Origin of the sequence: Streptomyces venezuelae, assembly GCF_008642315.1 — a bacterium.
In the GTDB taxonomy this organism is placed as follows: domain Bacteria; phylum Actinomycetota; class Actinomycetes; order Streptomycetales; family Streptomycetaceae; genus Streptomyces; species Streptomyces venezuelae_D.
On record NZ_CP029192.1, the window covers coordinates 5,644,807 to 5,661,717 of the forward strand.

Genomic DNA, 16,911 nt, shown 5'->3' on the forward strand with positions numbered 1-16,911 from the left:
AAGGAGCCGCCCGCCATGACCGCGTCGTCCACGCCTCCCCAGCCCCCGCCGGGCCCGGCGACCTCCGAGAACACCGTCACCACGGCGGTCCCGGCCCGTCTGGACCGGCTGCCCTGGTCCCGCTGGCACTGGATGATCGTGATCGGCCTCGGCACGGTCTGGATCCTGGACGGCCTGGAAGTCACCACCGTCGGCAACATCGCGAGCCGCCTCTCCGAGGAGGGCAGCGGCCTGGCGATCAGCTCGGCCCAGGTGACGGGCACAGCGGCAGCCCTCTATGTCGCGGGCGCCTGCGCGGGCGCCCTCTTCTTCGGCCGTATGACGGACAAGTTCGGCCGCAAGAAGCTCTTCATGGTCACCCTCGCCGTGTACCTCGCGGCCACCGCCCTCACGGCACTCTCCTTCGACGCCTGGTGGTTCTTCCTCTTCCGCTTCCTGACGGGCTTCGGCATCGGCGGTGAGTACGCGGCCATCAACTCGGCGATCGACGAGTTGATCCCGTCCAAGTACCGCGGCCGCGTCGACCTGATCATCAACGGCAGCTACTGGCTGGGCGCGATCGGCGGCTCGCTGCTGTCTGTCGTGATGCTCAACACGAGCATCTTCCCCAAGGACCTCGGCTGGCGGCTCACCTTCGCCCTCGGCGTCGTACTCGGCCTGGTGATCCTGCTCGTACGCCGCCACGTACCGGAGAGCCCGCGCTGGCAGTTCATCCACGGCCAGGGTGAGGAGGCGGAGCGCCTGGTCTCATCGGTGGAGCGCGAGATCGAGGAAGAGAAGGGCGAACGCCTCTCACCCCCCGACCGCGAGATCACCATCCACCAGCGCAAGAGCATCGGCTTCGGCCTCATCGCCAAGACGGTGTTCCGCGAGTACCCGAAGCGTTCGATCCTCGGCCTGTCGCTCTTCATCGGCCAGGCGTTCCTCTACAACGCGATCACCTTCGGTTTCGGCGCGATCCTGACCAAGTTCTTCGACGTCCCGTCCGGCAACACGGGCTACTACTTCGCCGTCATCGCCGCCGGCAACTTCCTCGGCCCGCTCTTCCTCGGCAAGCTCTTCGACACGGTCGGCCGCCGGATCATGATCTCGTCGACGTACATCCTCTCCGGCCTCCTCCTCTTCGCCACGGCCTGGCTCTTCGACCGCGGCTCACTGACCGCGACGACGCTCACGGCGTGCTGGTGCGTGGTCCTGTTCTTCGCATCGGCGGGCGCGAGCAGCGCGTATCTGACGGTCTCGGAGATCTTCCCGATGGAGACACGAGCGATGGCCATCGCCTTCTTCTACGCGATCGGCACGGCGGCGGGCGGCATCAGCGGCCCCCTGATCTTCGCCGACCTGACGGAGTCGGGCGTGGTCGGCGACACGGTCCTGGCGTTCCAGATCGGCGCGGGCCTGATGTGCGCGGCGGGCCTGGTGGCGGCGGCGCTGGCGGTGAACGCGGAGCGGCGCTCGCTGGAGGACATCGCGAAGCCGTTGTCGGCGACGGAGTAATGGCGGAGCATTCACCGGATCATGACTACTTCTGCTCACCGCGTGGCGGTACTCGTGCGGGACGGCGTGCTGCCGATGGAACTGGGCCTGGTGCACCAGTTGTTCGGCGCGGCGAGGGACCCGGCGGGGGAGCGGCTCTACGAGGTACGGACGTGCGCGCTGTCGGGCCCCGGCCTGATCCGCACGGACGCGGACTTCCCGGTGGGCGCGCAGCACGGCCCGGAGGCGCTGGAGTGGGCGGACACGGTGATCGTGCCCGCCTCGCACGAGGAGGACGAGTCGCTGACGCCGGGCGGTCTGCCGGCCCCGTTGGCGCGTGCGCTGGACGCGTCGGCGGCGCCGGACTCCCTCACTCGCCTCGCCTCGATCTGCACGGGGGCGTTCGTGCTGGCGGCGGCGGGTTTGCTGGACGGCCGCCGCGCGACGACACACTGGCTCTCGACGGACCTGTTCGCCCGCACCTTCCCGTCGGTGACGGTGGACCCCGACGTCCTGTACGTGGACGAGGGCCGCATCCTGACGTCGGCGGGGGAGGCGGCGGGCGTGGACCTGTGCCTGCACATGATCCGCGAGGACCACGGCACGGCGGTGGCGGCGGACGTGGCACGCCGGACGGTGGTGCCGCCGCACAGGGAGGGAGGCCAGGCGCAGTACATCCAACGCCCGGTCCCGGCCCGGGAGTCGACGTCGACGAGCGTGGCGCGGGCCTGGGCGGAGGACCACTTGCACGACCCCCTGACGCTGGGGGAGCTGGCCGCCCAGGCCTCGATGAGCGTACGCACGTTCAACCGCCGCTTCCGAGAGGAGACGGGCCTGACGCCGATGCAGTGGCTGACGCGACGGAGGGTCGACCGCGCGCGGGAACTCCTCGAATCCACGGACCACACGGTGGACCGGGTGGCGACGGAGGCGGGCTTCGGAACGGCGGCGTCGCTGCGGCAGCACTTCGTGGCGGCGGTGGGGGTGTCGCCGGGGGCGTACCGGGCGACGTTCCGGGGCGCGAGGTCCTAGAGCCTGTCCGGCGGCAGGGGTCAGCGCCAGTCGTTGTTGCTGGTGTGGTCGCCGGCGAGCCAGCGGGCGAGGTCGGCGTGTGCCGTGGCGCGCCGCTCGGCGTCGATCTTCTCCACATCGGGGTGGTCGACGGCGAATTCCAGGATGAGCCCGTTGGGGTCCGTGACGTACAGCGAGACGCAGAAGCCGTGGTCGAGCACGTGCGCGTTCGCGTCGGCGTGACCGGCGGACTCGACGCGCTTGAGGATGGCTTCCTGTGTCTCGGTCTCGACCTTGAAGGCGATGTGGCGCAGGGGCGTGACGTTGAGGTCCGTCTTGAACTCCTCCTGGTCCTTGGGGTCGGCGAACTGGAAGAAGGCGAGCGCGCTGCCGTCGGCCATGCCGTAGAGGGCGTGGCTGTAGGCGCGTTCGGCCCCGGCGAGCACGTCGCTCTCGGTCCAGGTGGCCACGAGGGGGAGGCCGATGACGTCCTCGTAGAAGCGCCGGTTGGCCTCCTGGTCGTCGGTGATCCATGCGTGGTGGTGGAGGCGGAGCGGCAGGGGCTGGGTCTGGGTCTGGGTCCGGGTCTGGGGCATGGGGGTCATCTCCCTTGATTGACAGGGGTGTTGAGCGGGAGACCTGGGCGGTCTCCGTTGCTCCAATCAGCATGCCCTCTACATCAGTTGAATGTTAAAGGAAAACCGGCCATTGTTCAGGGCGCCGAAACGTCGGCTCCTTGCCGGCTGACCCTGGTGGGGGGTGGTGACTCGCCGTGTGGATGGCGGCCGAAAATGGTTGAACATTAACCAATGAGGGTCGGCGTCCTGCCGGAAGGCGGCCTGCGGCTGTCCTCGGCCTGTCTCGCCTGTCTCGGCCTGCCTTCGGTCGGGTGGCCGGAGCGGTCGGGGCGCATGGGGTGGGGTGGGTGAGTACGGCATGAGTACCCGTACTCTGTCGCGCCCCCACGTCACGGGGCACCGTCGCACACATGAACGCGACGGCGAACACGACGGCGAACACGAACGCGAACAGGACCGCGAACAGGACCGCGAACAGGACCGCGAAAATGAGCGCGATACGGACCCCGCTCCGGAAGACCGCACCGCTGCCCCGGTACGCGACCCGCATCCTGGGCGCGGCCCTCGCCGCCGCGGCGTATCTGGCGTGCCTGCCATGGGACCTGCGCAACCGCGCGGAGACCCCGGGCGCGCTCAACGAGACGTCCCCCGTGACGACGGCGGGCATCACGCTCCTGGCGGTCTCCCTCGTGGCCCTGGCGGCCTACTTCGGCATCAGGGACCGCGCGGCGTGGACGCTGCTGGTGGTGGCGGCCCCGCCGTCGACGCTGCTCTACGTCTCCTTCGACACGCACCCCACGCAGGACGCACAGGTGTGGCCGCTGGCGTGGGCGGCGTTCACGCTGCTCTTCGGGGTGGGGACGCTGGTGACGGCGGTGGTGGCGAGGCGGGTGACGCGGGCCGCGGACTGACCCGCGCTGGGTCTGCGGGCCTGGGATAGACCTCGGGCTGAGCCCGCCCCGGGCCTGCCCCGGTTCCGTCCCTGGCTAAGCCCGGCGGTCGGCGAGCACCCAGGAGGCGAGCCCGACGCCACCGGCGACACCGAGGACGGCGGGCCAGGCGCCCACCTTCTTGGCGAGGGGATGGGACCCGCCGAACCCGGCGACGTAGGCGGCGGTGAGCGCGGCGGCGGTCTTGCCCCCCGCGGCCTCACGCCACTGCCGGGCGGCAACGACCCCGGCGGTGCCGAGCACGACCCCGCCGAGGGGTCGCTTCTTGGTGACCCGGGCGGTGGCGTACCCACCGATGAGCCCGCTCACAGCCACGACTGTCGCCGGAATCCTCGCCATGATTGATCCGCCTCTCGGTAATAAGTCCAGGTTGTCCTGTCTATGGGGTGAGGCTAACGCGCAGCGATTCGCCCCCGGCAGGCACCCTCAGAGCTTCGGCTCGACCGGCTCCGGCTGCTCGTCGGCCCACGCGGCGAGAACGCCGACCGCGGCCGAACGGACGTCCCCCTCGAAGGCCACCTCGTCCATCAACCGCCGCTCCCCGTTGGGCAACGCGAGCTCCCGATAGAACTGCAGGTCGGGATGCCCGTTGCGGGCGGCGTCGTGCCGGTCGGCGGCGTACACGAGGCGACCGATCCCCGCCCAATAGCAGGCGGTGAGACACATGGGACAGGGCTCGCAACTGGAGTACAGAGTGGCCCCCTCCAGGAGGTAAGTCCCGAGCCGCTGCCCCGCGTCCCGCAGCGCGACGACCTCGGCATGAGCGGTCGGATCACACGCCTCGACGACCCGATTGCTCCCGACCCCCACGACTTCCCCGCCCATGACGACGACGGCCCCGAAGGGCTTCTTGGTGCCGGGGCCGAGGGAGCGCCGGGACTGGGCGATGGCTTGCTCGAGGAACGCGCGGTCGTGGTCTCGCGCGGGGGCGTAGGGCAAGGGGTTCTCCTCCTCGTACGACGTCATACGGCGTCGTGGCGTGCCGCCTCCTGAGCCCGGAAGCGGTCAGAGTGGAATGAGATGGACATAACGGGGCATCCATTACGTCCGACTAGGGCTTGCACCGGTCGATAGCCGCTTGATGAAACCCGGCGTGCCCGATGAAGCGGAACGCGCCCAACCACGAGCGGCAGTCACCGACTGAAGCCCACACCTCCGACCTGCGAGGGCGAGGCCCCCGCCCATCTGGGCCGCTCGCTCGCTTCTCCCACGCGCTGGAACGCCTTGAGTCAAGGGTGGAGCGCAGCGGAATCGGCGAAGCCGACGCGTAGCGCAGCGAAGCGCCCTTTACTCAAGGCGTGGAAGCGCGACACTGACCAAGAAGCGAGTGGCCTTACGGCACTTCATGGTGGGGTCCAGCAGTGTCACCTTGCGCCGATACCGGACGCGATGAAGAGGGACCAGGTCTCGCTGCGCATGGCGAGGGCAGGACCATCGGGCCCTCGCTTGGAGTCCCGGACGTAGACGGTCTCAAGGGTGCGGGCGCACTCGACGCATTCACCGCCCGCGTTATTGCTGTATGAGGAGGTGAACCAGACGAGGTCGGCTGGGAGGTACGGGGTGGTGTCGCCGGTGCTCATCGCGTGTATTCCTTCAGGATCGATTGGATCAGCTGGGATGACTGTAGGGGGCTCAATGCGACCGCGCGCAGGTCGTCGAAGGCGCGGGTGTACTGGCGCACATGATGCTCCCCCTCCAGGTAAACCGCATCCGTGATGCCATCGCGGTAAACGATGTCGGGATCCTCTGGATCTGGAAAGCCCAGCATGGTGAAGGGGCCGGTCATCGGGTAGATGCCGGAGCCAAAGGGGAGGATCTGCACGGTGACCGAGGGCAACCTCATGTCGTCCACCAGGTGGTCCAACTGCATGCGCATCAAGGAACGTTCGCCGATGATATTCCGCAGTGCTGCCTCATGGATGACGAACCAGGCGTCCGGTGCGTCCGTGTTCCTCAGGAGGCTCTGGCGCTCCAGGCGCACCTGAACTGCCCGCGCGACGTTCTCCTCCGAGATCCCATGACTGCAGGTGTACATCTCGCGAACGTATTCAGGGATCTGCAGAAGGCCCGGGATCATCTCAACCTGGTACTGGCGGAAGGAGGAGGCTTCCTGCTCAAGGCCGATGTAGATGTTGAACCACTCGGGGATTCCTCCGGCGTGCTGCTGCCACCAGCCTTCGTCCGAGCTTGCTTGGCAAGTGCCTTGAGGAACTCCCTTACCTCGTCACTGGTTTCGTAGAAACGACACAGTGCGTCAACGTCGGAGGTCTGGACGCGGCCGTGACCGGTCTCCATGCGGTTCACCTTGGATCCGCTCCAGTCGAGGGCGGCCCCAACCTGAGCGCATGTCACTCCATTTGACTCGCGTAGCTTCTTCAACTCGATGGATAGCCGGCGACGCCGCGCCGTTGGGGACCCTGCCATTCCGGCACCTCCTCGTTAGCCCGCCACAGTCTTCATGGGGAGAAGCATGCTTGCCAATCACTCCATCGCGTGATTCTCTCCGTGCACATTGCATCTCGGGATGTGTGCAAGCCACTCTGTGAGGCACGCAGACGCGCTGCCGATCGTGCAACAAGCCCAGTGACGAGGCCGGTTGCGGTGCTGTGAGCGCGTGATCCTCAACGGAGAGGAGATGTACGTGATCCAGGGAAATTGCATGCAGCGCAAGCCGTGGGAGCTCGCCTTCCTCGCAGAGCCGGAGGAAGTGGCGGCGTTGCGTCGGCTGCTCCGCCTGCATCTGGGAGTTTGGGGGCTGCACGCACTGGTCGATGCAGCGCAGCTGTGCGTGACCGAGTTGGTGACCAATGTGGTCACACACGTGGGTATCGGTACACCGACCCGTCTGGCAGTGGCCATGAACGATGCCTACCTGCGCATCGAGGTTCATGACCCGGACGCTAAGGCCCTGCCAACCCTTCTTTCGGGCACGCAAAGGATGCCGCTGCTCGGAGAGGCGGAGACAGGACGCGGGCTGGCCTTGGTAGATGCGGTGGCGGATCGGTGGGGTGTCCAGCTACGGGCAGACGGAAAAGTCACCTGGTGTGAGCTGAGGGCGAACCTGAGCTCGCCGTACGGACACACGGGTGGACCGCGCGTGACGCGTGCCGAGGGCATCCTCGGTCTGTATGGATGGGCGGCGAGGGAGCATCCCGAACGAGTCGAAGAGGCACACCTGTTGTCGGCCTTGGCAGGCCGGACGCCGGCGATCGAAGTGATCGCCGACATCCTTCATTGGCTGCACGCCCACGGGCACGACCCGGATGACGCCCTCGTTTGCGCGCAGACCCGCTTTGAGGCCGAGATCGAGGTCGCGTGACTGACAGTGAGAGCGGAGGCGGCTCAGGCTCCACTCAGCCTTAAGAGGGCGCGACCTTGGAGTAGGTGAAGACATCGGCTGGGAGCTCGTACTGGAGCTCCCACTCGATGGCCATCGGCTTACTGCCCTTGTGGGTTCGGTACGTCGCAGGACCCAAGAACATCCACGGCTGTGACTTGCCGATGTCGGTGTCCTTGTAGCGGCGCATGAACAGGAGAACGTGGCTGCCGCGCTCTGCATGTTGCTGATACCGAAGCCCAGTAGGTGAGTGCTCAGACGTGGTGCTCTGTGACTCCCAGTGGAAGATCTTCGGGCTGAGTGCGTAGTCCTTGTAGCGGACCGTCGGGGAGAAGTCCTTCTCGTTCTTCTCCAGCGTGATCAGCAGGGTGTCCGACTCGTGCTCAGGCGCCCAAACCACCCCCTGAGCGAAGGCGCCGGGCATCTGCCCGCCGAGCTTCGCGATGCCGAGGGCTGCAAGCACCTCGGATCGGTTGTAGGCACTGTGGATCTTCAACGGCAGATCTGCGTGCGGTCCTTCTGGACTGATCGGAAGGTGGTCAGCCATGCCGATCACGTACTCAATGACCTGGCTGAGTTCGCTTCGGAAAGCGCTTTGGCTGCGCAAGGAATTGAGCCCGTCACTGTAGCTGGAGAAGCCACCGGCCTTATCCCACAGGTTGAAGAACAACATCCGTGCGTAACCTTGTTCGCGCGGGCTCAAATCGGCGTAGTGGGGGGCATCGTCGGCGAGCAGTCGAAGGTACGTCTGCGCGCGCTCCGGGTCGTCTACGTGCAGGAAGGAGTGGACGCGCTTGAGTAGATCCTCCTCTCCGGGCTGCGGGGCTTCGTCGAGGAGGCCAGCACGGCGGAGGACTGTCGACCACGAATTGCTGTTCTTGTACAGCTCCTTGATTTCGCGGCGACTCTCCTTGAGGTACTTTTTTAACTCCGGTGCCGCATAGTCCCTGGCCTCCCTGGCGAGGATCTGAATGTTCGCCTTGATCTGAGTGCGAATGTTCTCGATCACAAGGTCCTTCGACTTTCCCTCCAGAATGATCTGGCAGCCGGAAGGTAGCTGAGGAAAGTCGTGCTCCGCATGCTCCAGAAGGCGATTACGGGAGAGGTTGGTTAGGGCGCGGAACTGCTCCTCGAACCGGAACTCTTTGCGGTGCTGGCCAATGAAGTCGAGAACGGTGAGAACCGGCTTCGTTTCCGTGCGGCGCAGTCCACGCCCCAGCTGTTGGAGGAACACTGTGGCGCTATTGGTGGGGCGCAACAGGAGCAGCGCATCGACGTCAGGGATGTCTAGCCCCTCATTGAAAAGATCCACTGAGAAGATCACTTGAATCTCGCCCTTGCGGAGCTGGTCAAGCGCAGCCTTGCGATCCTCGGTACGTGACTCGCTGTCGAGGGCAACAGCCTGGAACCCCGCCTCGCGGAATGTCTGCGCCATGAAATGCGCGTGCTTTCTGTTGACGCAGAAGCCGAGGGCGCGCATCGAGGATGGGTCGGATACCTTGTCTTTCACCTGCTTGATGACGATGCGGGCCCGGGCGTTATCTCCGGTGTAGAGGTTCCCGAGTTGGTTCACGTCGTAAGTGCCAGACGACCAGTTGAGCTGGGTTAGGTCGGTACCGTCGGGCACCCCGAAGTAGTGGAAGGGGCACAGGAGATCATTCTCAAGTGCTTCCCATAGGCGCATCTCAGCGGCAATGCGCCCATCGAAATATAGGTCCTGCACATTGCGGCCGTCCGCCCTCTCGGGCGTCGCGGTAAGGCCGAGTAGCTGGCCCGGCTTGAAGTGCTTGATGATTCGTTCATACGTGTCTGCTGCCGCGTGGTGGAACTCATCAATGACGATTACGTCGAATTGATCAGGGGTGAGCTCCTCCAGGCGGTCGGCCTTGAGTGACTGAACGCTAGCGAAGACATGCTTCCAGTCGCTGGGCTGCTCACCGCTAAAGAGGAGTTCACCGAAGGAAGCGTCGTCCAGCACCTCGCGATATGTGCGCAGTGACTGTCGTAGGATCTCCTGGCGGTGTGCGACGAACAGGAGGCGAGGGAGCTTGCCGTCCGCCTTATTGCGTAGGTTTCGGTAGTCGATGGCGGCCATGACGGTCTTGCCGGTCCCGGTGGCAGCGACTAGAAGGTTTTCGTGTCTTCCTCTCAACTCCCGCTCGATTTCCAGGCGTTCAAGCATGTCCTGCTGGTGGGGATAGGGGCGCACTTCAAGACCAGACAGGTTGATCTGCAAGTCCTCGCCGCGTCCGGTTCCACCTGCTTGGCGTAGGGCAATATCGAGGCGCGGGCCGTCGCGGTCGGGGACGTAGGTTTCGAAGGCGATGTCGTTCCAGTACGCATCGAAGGTCGCTTCGAACTTGTTCAGCACGGCCGGCGTGGCGATCGCTGATAGGCGTACATTCCACTCCAGCCCGTCTAGTAGCGCGGCCTTGGAGAGGTTTGAGCTGCCTACGTAGGCCGTGTCGAAGCCGGAGTTGCGCCTGAAGAGCCAGGCCTTCGCGTGTAGACGTGTCGAGCGGATCTCATAATTGACCTTTACTTCGGCGCCGAAGTCCCGGACGAGACGGTCGAGCGCAGTGCGGTCGGTGGCGCCGATGTACGTCGTCGTGATCACGCGGATTGGAACCCCACGCTCGGCAGCGGCCCGCAAGGAGTCTTCAAGGACGCGGATGCCGTACCACTTCACGAAGGCGCAGAGGAGGTCGATGCGGTCAGCGGTTGCTAGCTCGGCCCGAAGCTCTGCTCCGAGGCTGGGATCTTCAGGGGAGTTGGTGATGAGCGCCGTCTCGGAGAGCGGAGTCAGCGGGCGGATGCTGTACACGCCTGCGGCTTCTCGCTCGGCGAGGGCAAGGAGTTGGCGCGGGCCATCAGTGATGAGACCGGCAGCCGACGTGGTGTCCACGTCTGGTGCGACCGACTCCAAGGTCTCCAAAAGCTGATTAGCCGCGGCGACTCGCTTGCCGTGCGGAAGTTGGCTGAGTCGGTGCTCGATGGCCGTACTGAGATAGCGAGCGAGCACATGGGGCGAGGACTCTTCGCTGACCTCGGCGTCGATGGCCTTCCAACCTGCGGCTTCCAGACGATCGAGGTCGCTTCGAAGACCTAAGGTCACGACCTTCTCGTACACCCCTGCTGATTGCTCGCTGCGTTGCGGCTCCGCCACGGCGACTCCTCTGGTCTCAGACGGGAACGGTGTGCTCAGCACAAGTCATAACAGGATCTTCCGTGAGTGCTGGCTGGCATGAGGGAGGGACGATCCCTTGTCAGTGGCGACTTGTATCGTCCGAACATGACCGAATGGACGATCAATCCTGGCGATGTTGTTAGCCGTGCTGACCTCAAGTCGAGGTACGGCGGGGGCATTCAGGGAGGAATCCTCTCCTCTCGGGACAATGAGCACGTCCGTCTGTTCTCTGACGATGGCAAGGCGGCAGAGAACGGCTACCGGGATGGATGGCTGGCAGAAGAAGACGAGCGGGGAGCGGTCTTCGAGTACACGGGTCAAGGGCGACTGGGGAACCAGACTCTCGGCGGGAACAACGGCACCGTGGCCAACCATGTTGGAAGAGGTAAGAGGCTGCACCTCTTTGTTGCCGATGGGAAGAGGGCGGGCAGCGGCGCTGTTTGGCAGCGGTATGTAGGAGAGTTCGCCCTCGATGAGGTCGAGCCCTTCACCTTTCGGAGGGCGAAGGATGCCGAGGGCGAAATGAGGGAAGTAGTTGTCTTCAGGCTGCGCCCGCTCGAAGAGCATGAGCATCGGAAAGAGGACCGAATAGTCCCTTCTCCCAAGACGGACGTTCGCCGCTTCAGCGCCTCACAGACGGAGAGTTCTCTCGCGGCGACGGAGAAGCATGCGAGTGCGGAGGGCGAGCGCGCAGCGTCCCCGGCCGGTGTGGCTGTGCGTCGGGAGTCTGACCTGCGTACGGCGTACGAGTCGTTCCTCATCGCTCAGAACCACAGTGTTTTTCGGCACCGGATACGGATAAGGGGGTACTCCGCGGCCTTCTGGACGGATCTCTACGACAGCACTGAAAACGTCCTGTACGAGGCAAAGGGGTCGTCGACACGCGGGGCAATAAGGGAAGCAATTGGGCAACTGTTTGACTATCGCCGACACATAGAAGAGAGCGACGCGAAACTTGCTGTCTTGCTCCCTGAGGCTCCTAGTGGCGACCTCAGGGATCTCCTCGCTGTAGTGGGGATCTCGCTGGCCTATCGGGAAGATGGCCAGTTCATTCGCGAGATGTTCTAAGGGCTGGGCTAATTCCCTAGTTTGCACTCCGTTAAGCCGGATCTGTCGCGGCCCCGTGACATGACGAGTAGGTCTGCCCCGACCCACACCAACAAGCCCCATCCCCCTCCGGCGGCCAAGAAACCGCCCGCCCCCGTGCCGCCAGCGTCGTCGCGTACTGGGGGAGGAGTGAGGGGTCCTCCGGGGAGGACGCCTCCGAGGCCGCGAACGCCTCGTAGGACGGGACCGTGCCGGTGACGATGCCCAGGTTCGGCGTGCCGGAGGCGGAGAGTTCGCGGAGCGAGGACTCTATGGTCGACAGGTGCGCCTCGTGGGACGGGTACTCCGAGGTCAGGGCCGGGTACGCCGTCAGGAGTTCCGTCAGTTCAGGGGCGGGCCAGTGGAGGACCGCCACCGGGAAGGGGCGGGACAGCGCCTGCCTGTAGGAGCCCAACTCCGCCTGGATGCGGGCGATTTCCGCGCGCAGCTCCGCCGGGTTCTCCGAGCCCAGCGACCAGACCCGCTTCGGGTCGTGCAGTTCGTCCAGCGGGACCGCGGAGGAGGAGACCTGGTCCGCCAGCGCGTCCCAGTCGTCGTGGTCCGCGCCCAGGAGGCGGCGTACGCGGTGGCGGCCGAAGAGGATCGGGTGGGTGGAGTAAGGGGGCTCCGCCGCGGCGGGAATCAAAAGCGTCGCCGCCTCCGTGAACGCCGCGTGCGCCTGCTCCAGCTCGTCGTGGGATTCGAGCGACTCCGCCACGATCACCCAGGGCGCCGGGTCACGCGGCGCGGCCGCGCGGACGCCGTCGATGATCGCCCTCGCCTCCGCCTCGTGCCCGTACTCCCACAGGTTCGACGCCTTCAGGGCGCGGATGAGGAGCGGGGAGGAGGGCGGGTGCGGGGCCGAAGGGGAGAGGAGGTTGTCGTAGAGAGTTGTTGCGCGGTCTCGGGCGCCGGCCAGTTCCAGGTGGGCCGCGGCCTGGAGGAGGAGCTGTTCGGCGTCCTCCGGGTACAGGTCGGCCGTGCGTTCCAGGCGCGCGGCTTCGGCGATGTGGTCGACGTCGACGTCAGCGGCAGCAGCAGGCTTCTCGGGGCGCATACGGGACACGGTACTGCCGAGAGGGGCTTGTGCAGGAGGGTCGGTACGGTTCCCGCCCTGGTCGGGCCGTGGCGGCCTGGGAACTCTCGGGCATGGATTGTTGTGGGTGCTGCGCCTATCCTCCCCGCGGCCGGGGGCGGGATTCCGGCGTCGTCGGGGCGAGGAGGCGTCGTGCGCGTACGGGTACCTGTCGTTCAGCAGGGGCGTTCGTCGGCCCGCCCTCGCGCCGTGCGGCTGCTGTGGAACGGGGCCGAGGTCGCCGTCACTCTCGGGGTTGTTCTGCTGCTTCTCGTCGCGCATCAGCTGTGGTGGACCAACCGGCAGGCCCGCGCCGCCGCCGAGCGCAAGGTCGAGGCCCTTGAGGAGGAGTGGGGGCGGGAGTGGGGGCGGTCGGATGGTTCCGGGGGTGAGGGGGGAGGGGCCGGCCCTCGCCCGGGAGGTCCGGGGCGGGGGGCAGAGGCGGGCGGCTCCGGTCGGTCTGATTCCGCGCCCGGTTCCGGCGGTCGCGCCGGCGCCCCCGCACAGTCCGGCCACCCCCCACCCCGCTGGGACCAGGCCTACGCCGTCCTCCGTATCCCCCGCATCGGCATCCGCGTCCCCGTCGCCGAGGGGGTCAGCAAAGGGGGCGTGCTCAACAAGGGGTACGTCGGGCACTATCCCCGCACCGCCCAGCCGGGCCAGGGCGGCAACTTCGCCCTCGCCGGGCATCGCAACACCCACGGCGAGCCGTTCCGCTACATCAACCGGCTCCGGAACGGGGACGAGGTGCGTGTGGAGACCAGGGAGGCCGTGTACACGTACGTCGTCGACAAGGCGTTGGCGCGGACCTCCGCCCACGACGGTGGCGTCATACGTGACGTGCCGCGCAGCGACGTGCGCAAGGGGTACGGGTACAGCCGGGCCGGGTACTACATCACGCTCACCACCTGCACCCCCGAGTACACCTCCAAGTACCGGCTCGTCGTCTGGGGGAAGCTTCGGGCCATGCGGCCCCGGTAGCGGGAACGCGGCCCCAGTAGCGGGAACGCGGCCGCGGCACGGGCAGCCGCTAAGGTCGGGCCGTGATCGCTCGACGTCCCCATCTCCTCTGGCTGCTCGTCCCCTTCGTGCTGTACCTCGGGGTCCTGCCGTTCGCCAACCGCGTCCGGCCCGTCGTCCTCGGGCTGCCTTTTCTTTTCTTCTGGTTGCTGTGCGCGACGGTGCTCACCCCGGTCTGCGTGGCGATGGCCCACCGGGGCGACCGCAAGAAGAAGGCGGAGCGTGCCGCGTCATGAGTGACGGAGCCGTCGCCACCACCGTCTTCGCCGTGTTCATGGCCGGCACCGTCGCCCTCGGTCTCGCCGCCGTCCGCGGGCGCGGCAAACAGGGCGGGATCGCCGAGTGGTCCGTGGGCGGGCGCAGCCTCGGCGCCGTCTTCATCTGGGTGCTGATGGCGGGGGAGGGGTACACCAGCTTCAGTTATCTGGGGGCCGCCGGGTGGGGGTACAACTACGGCGCCCCCGTGTTGTACGTCGTCGCCTACATGTCCTGCGGGTACGCCGTCGGGTACGTCGTCGGGCCCATGCTCTGGGCCTACGCCCGTCGGCACGGGCTCGTCAGCATCTCCGACATGGTCGCCCACCGGTACGGGCGGCCCTGGCTCGGTGCCGGAGTCGCGCTGCTCGTCACCGTCTTCCTGCTGCCCTACATCCAGTTGCAGATCACCGGCATGGGCGTGGTCGTGTCGACGATCTCGTACGGCGCCATCAGCCTCAACTGGGCCTACTTCATCGGCTTCGCCGTCACGACCGGGTTCGTGGTCGTGAGCGGGCTGCGCGGCAGCGCATGGGTGTCCGTCCTCAAAGACGTGCTGGTGGTCGGGACGCTCGCCTTCCTCGCCATTTATGTGCCTCTTCACTACTTCGACGGATACGGGGTGTTCCTCGACCGGATCGTCGAGGAGAAGAGCGACTGGCTGACGCTGCCGGGGAGCGGCGGGAGCGCGTACGGGGAGGCCTGGTTCGCCACGACCTCGCTGCTCAACGCGCTGACTGTGGTCATCTTCCCGACCACCGTCGCGGGGTATCTGGGCGCGCGCAGCGCCGACGGGCTGCGGCGCAACGCCGTCTGGCTGCCCGCCTACAACGTGCTGCTGTTCGTGCCGATGCTGCTCGGCATGGCCGCGCTCTTCGTCGTGCCGGGGCTCGTCGGTGCCGAGTCCAATCTCGCGCTCTTCAAGCTCGTGGTCGACTCGCTGCCCGCATGGGCCGTCGGCGTCATCGGGGTTGCCGCCGCGCTCTCCTCCATCGTGCCCATGGCGGTGTTCATGCTGGTCATCGGGACGATGTGGGGCAGCAGCGTGCTGTCGCTGCTGCCCCGGTGGCGTAGTTCGCAGCGGCAGAAGCTGGCCTCGCAGGGCGTCGTCGTCGTGGCGGGCGCGCTCGCGCTCGCGATGACGTACGGGGCGCCCAACACGCTCGTACGGCTCTCGCTCATCTCGTACGAGGGGATGGCGCAGCTCGTACCGATGCTGCTTCTGGGGCTGGTGTGGCGGAAGTTGAGCCTGGTGGGTGCGTTGAGCGGGCTCGCGGTGGGTGTCGGGATCGTGTGCGCGCTCGTCTTCAGCGAGCACGATCCCGTCTTCGGGGTCAACGCGGGGATCGTCGCGCTCGCCGCGAATCTGGCGGTCGCGCTCGTGGTGTCGTACGCCGGTCCTGCCGACCGGGAGGACGGGCGGCCGGACGAGGACGTCCTCGCGCGTGATCCGCTGGAGGAGACGGAGGACGTCAGTCCCGGCGCCGCTCCCGCAGCAGGAGCACGCTGACCGTGGCGAGCACGGCGAGGCCGGCCGAGACCGTCATCGCGAGGTTCGCGCCGTGCGCGAGGTCGTCCGTCGAGGTCGACACCGCGATCATCAGGGCGACGCCCGCGGCCGAACCGACGTAGCGCGCCGTGTTGTTGGCGCCCGAGCCCATCGCGGTGCGTTCGGCCGGCACGGACTCGACCGAGAGCAGCGGGAGCGCCGCGTTCAGGAGGCCACTGCCCGCGCCGGAGACGAGGAGGCCGGGCAGCAGCCGGGTCCAGGAGCCCGAGGACGCCGCGCCCAGCATCGTCACGGCGGCGACGGCGTGCAGGGCGAAGCCGACGGCCAGTTGGTGGCGGGCGGAGACCCGGCCGGTGAGCCGCCTGGCCTGCAGCGCCGCCACGAAGGACGTGCCCGACCAGATCACGAGCAGCCAGGCCGTGCCCATGACGGAGAGGCCCAGCGTGTGCTGGAGCAGCGTCGGCAGGTAGCTGAACAGACCGATCACGGAGAACCCCGTGAACAGGGCGCCCGTCGTCGACGCCAGGAACAGCGGGCGGCGCAGCAGGGCGAGGTCGAGCATCGGGGTGCGGACGCGGTGTTCCACCGCCACGAACGCGGCGAGCAGTACGGCTGCCGCGACCAGGAGCGCCGCCACGGGCGCCCGCAGCCAGCCGTCCCGCCCGAGGGTGAGGGCGGCCACCAGCGCCGTCAGGGCCAGGCCGAGGGTGGCCGCGCCCGCGAGGTCCGGGCGGCCGCGGCGCGCGGCGCGGGACTCGGTCAGCGCGTGCGGGGCGAGGGCGGCGACCGCGAGGGCGGCGGCGCCGAGTGCGGCGTACGCCCAGCGCCAGCCGTCCGGGCCCTCTCCCGTCAGGGCCCCCGCGACCGGCGGGCCCGCCGCGATGCCGCCGCTCACGCACGCGCCCCAGATGCCGGTCGCCCTGATCCGCCCCGCGCCGGCGGGGAACGCGTGCACGAGCAGTCCGAGGCTGCTCGCGAGGATGGCCGCGCTCGCCGCGCCCTGGGCCAGGCGGGCCAGGGTGAACAGCCAGGTCGACCCGGCGAGTGCGGAGAGCACGGCGGTGACGCCGAGCGCGACCGTGCCGGAGAGGAAGATCCGCCGTCGGCCGTAGTCGTCGGCGAGGCTCCCCGCGACCAGGAGCACCGCGGCCAGACCGAGCGGTGTGCCGTTGAGCAGCCAGGCCTGGGCGGAGAGCGGGGTGTGCAGGGCGGCGGCCGTGTCGGGGAGCGTGATCATCGGCGCCGTGTACGTCATGAGGGTCACGGCCGTGGCGGCGCTGGTGACGGCGAGGGTGGCGCGGGCGTGCGGGGTGCCGGACGGGAGAGCAGGGGTGTTCGGAGCGGGGGTGCCCGGTGTCGGAGTGGTGGCCGGTGCCGGGGCGGTGGAGGCGCGGGCGAGGCGGGGGGACATGGTAGAGCCCTTCGA

Annotated in this window: 15 protein-coding genes and 1 pseudogene; 8 read left to right on the forward strand and 8 right to left on the reverse strand. The window is 67.4% G+C overall.

Annotated elements, in window-relative coordinates:
- Nucleotides 1–15: 15 nt before the first annotated feature.
- Both DEJ48_RS24725 and DEJ48_RS24730 read left to right on the forward strand, forming a co-directional pair.
- Nucleotides 16–1,497 (forward strand): MFS transporter, encoded by a 1,482-nt coding sequence (locus tag DEJ48_RS24725; protein WP_150218366.1) that lies wholly within the window; start codon nucleotides 16–18, stop codon nucleotides 1,495–1,497.
- Between the two features lie 21 nt (nucleotides 1,498–1,518).
- The gene (locus DEJ48_RS24730; protein ID WP_150218368.1) at nucleotides 1,519–2,508 is read left to right on the forward strand and encodes a GlxA family transcriptional regulator; all 990 of its coding nucleotides are present in this window, start codon (nucleotides 1,519–1,521) and stop codon (nucleotides 2,506–2,508) included.
- Nucleotides 2,509–2,528: 20 nt separating this feature from the next.
- On the opposite strand, the gene DEJ48_RS24735 is transcribed toward DEJ48_RS24730, so the two are convergent.
- Nucleotides 2,529–3,083, reverse strand: a complete 555-nt coding sequence (locus DEJ48_RS24735; protein WP_150218370.1) for a VOC family protein — start codon at nucleotides 3,081–3,083, stop codon at nucleotides 2,529–2,531.
- Between the two features lie 392 nt (nucleotides 3,084–3,475).
- Here DEJ48_RS24735 and DEJ48_RS24740 point away from each other — a divergent pair, with 392 nt between their 5' ends.
- Nucleotides 3,476–3,976, forward strand: coding sequence for a hypothetical protein (locus DEJ48_RS24740; protein WP_317850928.1), 501 nt, complete (start codon nucleotides 3,476–3,478; stop codon nucleotides 3,974–3,976).
- A 75-nt stretch (nucleotides 3,977–4,051) separates the two neighbouring features.
- On the opposite strand, the gene DEJ48_RS24745 is transcribed toward DEJ48_RS24740, so the two are convergent.
- The 4 genes and pseudogenes from DEJ48_RS24745 to DEJ48_RS24760 form a co-directional block, all read right to left on the reverse strand.
- Nucleotides 4,052–4,354, reverse strand: a complete 303-nt coding sequence (locus DEJ48_RS24745) for a hypothetical protein (protein WP_150218372.1) — start codon at nucleotides 4,352–4,354, stop codon at nucleotides 4,052–4,054.
- 87 nt (nucleotides 4,355–4,441) lie between these two features.
- A complete protein-coding gene (locus DEJ48_RS24750) occupies nucleotides 4,442–4,981 on the reverse strand; it encodes a nucleoside deaminase (protein ID WP_150218373.1) in 540 nt (179 codons plus the stop codon).
- A gap of 398 nt (nucleotides 4,982–5,379) precedes the next feature.
- Nucleotides 5,380–5,595 (reverse strand): DUF397 domain-containing protein, encoded by a 216-nt coding sequence (locus DEJ48_RS24755; protein ID WP_150218375.1) that lies wholly within the window; start codon nucleotides 5,593–5,595, stop codon nucleotides 5,380–5,382.
- Nucleotides 5,592–6,439, reverse strand: a pseudogene (locus tag DEJ48_RS24760) (helix-turn-helix domain-containing protein). The gene DEJ48_RS24755 and the pseudogene DEJ48_RS24760 overlap by 4 nt, the downstream one beginning before the upstream one ends.
- Before the next feature lie 235 nt (nucleotides 6,440–6,674).
- On the opposite strand from DEJ48_RS24760, the gene DEJ48_RS24765 reads away from it, so the two are divergent.
- A complete protein-coding gene (locus DEJ48_RS24765) occupies nucleotides 6,675–7,334 on the forward strand; it encodes an ATP-binding protein (RefSeq protein ID WP_150221377.1) in 660 nt (219 codons plus the stop codon).
- Nucleotides 7,335–7,374: 40 nt separating this feature from the next.
- Here DEJ48_RS24765 and DEJ48_RS24770 read toward each other — a convergent pair whose 3' ends face one another.
- Nucleotides 7,375–10,518 carry a DUF3427 domain-containing protein gene (locus tag DEJ48_RS24770; RefSeq protein ID WP_150218376.1) on the reverse strand — a complete coding sequence of 1,048 codons (3,144 nt, stop codon included), beginning with the start codon at nucleotides 10,516–10,518 and terminating at the stop codon, nucleotides 7,375–7,377.
- Between the two features lie 126 nt (nucleotides 10,519–10,644).
- Between DEJ48_RS24770 and DEJ48_RS24775 the strand changes: the two genes are divergently transcribed.
- Nucleotides 10,645–11,607, forward strand: a complete 963-nt coding sequence (locus DEJ48_RS24775) for a hypothetical protein (protein ID WP_150218377.1) — start codon at nucleotides 10,645–10,647, stop codon at nucleotides 11,605–11,607.
- Between the two features lie 31 nt (nucleotides 11,608–11,638).
- On the opposite strand, the gene DEJ48_RS24780 is transcribed toward DEJ48_RS24775, so the two are convergent.
- Nucleotides 11,639–12,682 (reverse strand): SEC-C domain-containing protein, encoded by a 1,044-nt coding sequence (locus DEJ48_RS24780; RefSeq protein WP_150218379.1) that lies wholly within the window; start codon nucleotides 12,680–12,682, stop codon nucleotides 11,639–11,641.
- Nucleotides 12,683–12,853: 171 nt separating this feature from the next.
- On the opposite strand from DEJ48_RS24780, the gene DEJ48_RS24785 reads away from it, so the two are divergent.
- The 3 genes from DEJ48_RS24785 to DEJ48_RS24795 all read left to right on the forward strand — a co-directional run bounded on the left by DEJ48_RS24785 (nucleotide 12,854) and on the right by DEJ48_RS24795 (nucleotide 15,485).
- Entirely contained in the window at nucleotides 12,854–13,681 is an 828-nt protein-coding gene (locus DEJ48_RS24785; RefSeq protein WP_223832195.1) for a class E sortase, read from the forward strand.
- 62 nt (nucleotides 13,682–13,743) lie between these two features.
- Nucleotides 13,744–13,956: a DUF3311 domain-containing protein gene (locus DEJ48_RS24790; protein WP_150218381.1), complete on the forward strand. Its 213-nt coding sequence runs from the start codon at nucleotides 13,744–13,746 to the stop codon at nucleotides 13,954–13,956.
- On the forward strand, nucleotides 13,953–15,485 hold the full coding sequence (locus DEJ48_RS24795; protein WP_150218383.1) for a sodium:solute symporter: 1,533 nt from the start codon (nucleotides 13,953–13,955) through the stop codon (nucleotides 15,483–15,485). The genes DEJ48_RS24790 and DEJ48_RS24795 overlap by 4 nt, the downstream gene beginning before the upstream one ends.
- Here DEJ48_RS24795 and DEJ48_RS24800 read toward each other — a convergent pair.
- A complete protein-coding gene (locus tag DEJ48_RS24800) occupies nucleotides 15,448–16,896 on the reverse strand; it encodes an MFS transporter (RefSeq protein ID WP_150218385.1) in 1,449 nt (482 codons plus the stop codon). The two genes, DEJ48_RS24795 and DEJ48_RS24800, sit on opposite strands and share 38 nt — an antisense overlap.
- Between the last annotated feature and the right edge of the window lie 15 nt (nucleotides 16,897–16,911).